Genomic DNA, 4,304 nt, shown 5'->3' with positions numbered 1-4,304 from the left:
TTACATGCTAGCTTATTCTTCATAAGATAAAAAGATGTGTAAAATGAGAAGAATCGGGAAGGGTTTCATATATACAGTGATGAATAATAACATGTTGCATCTCCTGTTTTTGTCAAAAAATGAGGGCATGTTCAAAACGAATTCAAATAAAGGAGTCCTTCAATATGGAAACATCACAAGAACCTCATGTAACTCAAGAGAAAAGCAAACCATCAGTCTGGCGGTCTATGTCACTCTTTTTGGTGCCTCTTTTGCTGAGCAATGTGCTGCAATCAGTCGGCCAGCTTGTCGGGATGATGGCTGTAGGCAGATGGCTCGGTGTTGACGCAGTGGCAGCTGTATCATCCTTTTTCCCGTTATTTTTTCTTTTAATCTCATTTACGATTGGGATTGGTTCAGGAAGCTCGATTCTGATCGGACAAGCCTATGGGGCGAAAAATGAAGAACGGCTAAAGGCTGTTGTCGGGACGACGCTCACGTTTACATTTTTATTAGGCGTTGTGTTAGCCGTCATCGGCAGTATATTCACCCTGGATATCCTTCGTTTAATGGGCACGCCTGAAAATGTCATTCATGTCAGCGCTAACTATGCACGTATTTTATTTTACGCTATGCCGTTTATGTTTTTATATTTTGCATATACTACCTTTTTGCGGGGAACAGGAGATTCCAAGACACCGTTTTATACACTGATTGTGAGTACGGTTATCAACATCTCCCTTTTGCCTGTCTTAATCCTTGGCATGTTTGGTCTTCCCAAACTGGGCATATACGGCTCGGCATATGCTACTGTCATTTCCACGATTGCGACTTTTCTCGTGTTAATGGTGTATTTACGAAAACGAAAACACCCGCTGCAATTTGATAAAACAGTGCGGCGTTATTTGAAAATGGATAAGGAACTGCTGGCTCTCCTGCTGCGTCTTGGGATTCCAGCAAGCATTAATATGATTCTTGTCTCATTATCAGAGATAGCGGTTATTTCATTCGTCAATCATTACGGCTCTAATGCAACAGCTGCATACGGAGTGGTCAACCAGGTGGCCAGCTATGTACAGATGCCGGCCGTCAGCCTTGGTATCGCGGTTTCTATTTTCGCTGCGCAATCGATTGGTGCCAACGAATTTGACCGCTTAAAGCAGGTCATTCGCGTGGGAATTTGGCTGAATTATATCATTGGCGGCGTACTGATCATTTTGATCTATGTTTTTTCACATCAGATTTTAGCGTTATTTTTAACCGAGCAAGAGACGCTTTACATTGCGCACCGTCTCTTGATGATTACATTGTGGAGCTATTTGCTGTTTGGAAATGCCCAAATTATTTCTGCAACGATGCGGGCAAGCGGAACGGTTTTATGGCCGACCGTAATCAGTATATTTTCGATCTGGGGAGTTGAGGTGCCTGTCGCCTTCGTCCTTTCTCACTACACAAAGCTTGAAATACTCGGCGTCTGGGTTGGCTATCCAGCTGCGTTTGCCGTCAGCCTGCTGTTGATTTATGGGTATTATCAATTCGTGTGGAAAAAGAAACAGATCACACGTCTCATCCAATAGTCTCCCGAATCACACCGTTCATGAGTTTGAACGGTGTTTTTTATTTGATAGGGGGGAACATAAAATGGAGGAAATATGGCACAGTACATTGAATTCTTATACTAGCAATGAATCAAGGAGAGGTTGAGTATACATGGCAAACTTTATTGAAAACATCACGTATTTGGGAACGCCGGCCATCAAAGCGGGCAACGAACATCTAGAAATGATTGTTGTCCCCGAGTGGGGGAGCAACGTCATTTCACTCGTGGACAAAACAACAAAAGTCCAGCTTTTGCGTGAACCGGAAACAGCAGAAAGTTTTCACGATACACCAACATTGTATGGCATTCCAATCCTGTTTCCGCCTAACCGCATAAGTGACGGTACATTCAGTTTCCGGGGCAGAACGTATCATTTTGATATCAACGAGAAGGATAAACACAACCATCTTCACGGGTTTCTTTACCATGAAAAGTGGAATGTCGTGACCACGAAGCAAACTGATGAAGAAGTGATTGTTGAAACAGAAATTGATCTTTCTGAGCTCCCACATGTGCATAAGCAAATTCCTCATCATGCCGTCGTTCGGATGACATACACGATCAAGGGGAATACCCTATTTAAACATGCGACGGTCATGAACAAAGGAAAGGAAGCGTTTCCTTGGGGAATTGGTTATCATACTACATTTGTATTTCCGGCAGAAAGCTCGTTATTCTCCCTGACAGCAGATCAGCAATGGGAATTAGATGAACGCTTGCTGCCGACCGGGAAGCTGATGGATGTACCGTATAAAGAAGCTTTGCATGAAGGAATGGATTTGCGCCACAAGCAGCTGGATGATGTCTTTTTATCTTCTTATCAGAAGAGAGGCGGAGAAAATCAGGCAGTCATTTATCATCAGCATGCACATATAAGCATTATTTATAAGGCGGATGCACAGTTTAAACAATGGGTTGTATACAATGCGGACGGAAAACAAGGGTATTTATGCCCTGAGCCTTACACATGGGTGACAAACGCCGTGAACCTTGATTTACCTTCATCACTCACCGGTTTACAAGTGCTGGAGCCGGGAGAAGAAACGACAGCCGAAAGCAGTATCACCATTGAACTGAATCATCAATAGCCAATGATGAAGCGCAGAGAGGCGGGGTAATTAATGAAAAAAAGCATAAAGCTTTATGTTGCTGTTTTACTGCTTTTCGTCGTTGCTTCGGTACCTTATATGCATCAGGATGCGCTTGCCGCTGAAAAACAAGGTGCACTTTCCGGGCAGATCGATAAAATTTTATCTGATCATCCTGCACTCGAAGGCGCAATGGCCGGCATCACCGTTCGCTCTGCGGAAACAGGTGCTGTTCTATATGAACATTCAGGAGACACCCGAATGAGGCCCGCCTCTTCTCTAAAGCTTTTGACAGCGGCTGCGGCACTTTCTGTCCTTGGCGAGAACTATTCTTTTACAACCGAGGTCCGGACGGACGGCGCACTAAAAGGGAAAAAGCTGAATGGTAACCTTTATTTGAAAGGGAAGGGAGATCCGACACTTTTACCATCTGATTTTGACAAAATGGCTGAGAAATTAAAAGAATCCGGCGTAAAAGTAATTAAAGGCAATCTGATCGGTGATGATACGTGGTATGATGACATGCGATTATCACCTGATATGCCTTGGAGCGATGAATACACATATTACGGTGCGCCAATCTCCGCTCTAACAGCGTCTCCGAATGAAGACTATGATGCAGGCACTGTGATTGTTGAGGTCACCCCAAATAAAAAAGAAGGAGAAAAGCCTGCTGTTTCTGTCTCTCCGAAAACCGATTATATAACGATTAAGAATGATGCCGAAACGACAGGGGCCGGTTCAAAGAAAGACCTCACGATCGAAAGAGAGCATGGAACAAACACGATTACAATTGAAGGGAGCGTGCCGGTTGACGCAAACAAGACAAAGGAATGGATTTCTGTCTGGGAGCCTGCCGGATATGCCTTAGATTTATTTAAGCAAGCACTTAAAAAACAAGGGATTACTGTGAAAGGGGACGTCAAAACGGGTGCAGCACCTGGTTCTTCAGACGTGCTGCTCGCTCATCGCTCAATGCCTTTATCGAAACTCTTTGTGCCGTTCATGAAATTAAGTAATAACGGACATGCCGAAGTACTCGTAAAAGAGATGGGGAAAGTGAAAAAAGGAGAGGGAAGCTGGGAGAAGGGGCTCGAAGTATTAAATAGTACGCTTCCGGAATTTGGTGTTGATTCCAAATCACTCATCTTAAGGGATGGATCAGGAATCTCACATATTGATGCTGTATCCTCAGATCAACTCTCACAGCTGTTATACGAGATTCAAGATCAGAGTTGGTTCTCGGCCTATCTAAATTCTTTACCTGTTGCAGGCAATCCTGACAGAATGGTAGGCGGAACGCTGAGAAACCGCCTGAAAGATACTCCTGCACAAGGAAAAGTAAGAGCAAAAACCGGATCGCTAAGTACGGTCAGCTCTCTATCCGGTTACGCAGAAACAAAGAGCGGAAAAAAGCTTGTTTTCTCTATTCTGCTAAACGGATTGATTGATGAAGAGGATGGAAAAGATATTGAGGATCAAATTGCTGTCGTTTTAGCAAATCAATAATAGTATCAGGCCTGTTTTCCAAATGAAAACAGGTTTTTTTCTGTCTGTAACAACGCCCTGTCGAACCTTAGAAAAAATTATCACAAAAGCAAATTAGTTTGATCAATAAATAGTGTGTAAGACCTTAC

At 43.5% G+C, this 4,304-nt stretch carries 3 protein-coding genes; all 3 read left to right on the top strand.

Annotation, left to right across the window (positions count from 1 at the left end; genetic code table 11):
* Window positions 1-164: 164 nt before the first annotated feature.
* On the top strand, window positions 165-1,556 hold the full coding sequence (locus tag C1T29_RS11585) for an MATE family efflux transporter (protein ID WP_014664169.1): 1,392 nt from the start codon (window positions 165-167) through the stop codon (window positions 1,554-1,556).
* A 133-nt stretch (window positions 1,557-1,689) separates the two neighbouring features.
* On the top strand, window positions 1,690-2,667 hold the full coding sequence (gene galM, locus C1T29_RS11580) for an aldose 1-epimerase (protein ID WP_103749690.1): 978 nt from the start codon (window positions 1,690-1,692) through the stop codon (window positions 2,665-2,667).
* A 33-nt stretch (window positions 2,668-2,700) separates the two neighbouring features.
* Window positions 2,701-4,176: a D-alanyl-D-alanine carboxypeptidase/D-alanyl-D-alanine endopeptidase gene (dacB, locus tag C1T29_RS11575; RefSeq protein WP_069839365.1), complete on the top strand. Its 1,476-nt coding sequence runs from the start codon at window positions 2,701-2,703 to the stop codon at window positions 4,174-4,176.
* Window positions 4,177-4,304 lie beyond the last annotated feature (128 nt).

The organism is Bacillus sp. MBGLi79, assembly GCF_002953915.1.
This window is presented reverse-complemented; position numbering and strand designations above follow the sequence as displayed.

Excerpts from the sequence above, each read along its gene's own strand:
- C1T29_RS11585 (WP_014664169.1), top strand. The coding sequence starts at position 165 with ATGGAAACATCACAAGAACCTCATGTAACTCAAGAGAAAAGCAAACCA.
- galM (WP_103749690.1), top strand. The coding sequence starts at position 1,690 with ATGGCAAACTTTATTGAAAACATCACGTATTTGGGAACGCCGGCCATC.
- dacB (WP_069839365.1), top strand. The coding sequence starts at position 2,701 with ATGAAAAAAAGCATAAAGCTTTATGTTGCTGTTTTACTGCTTTTCGTC.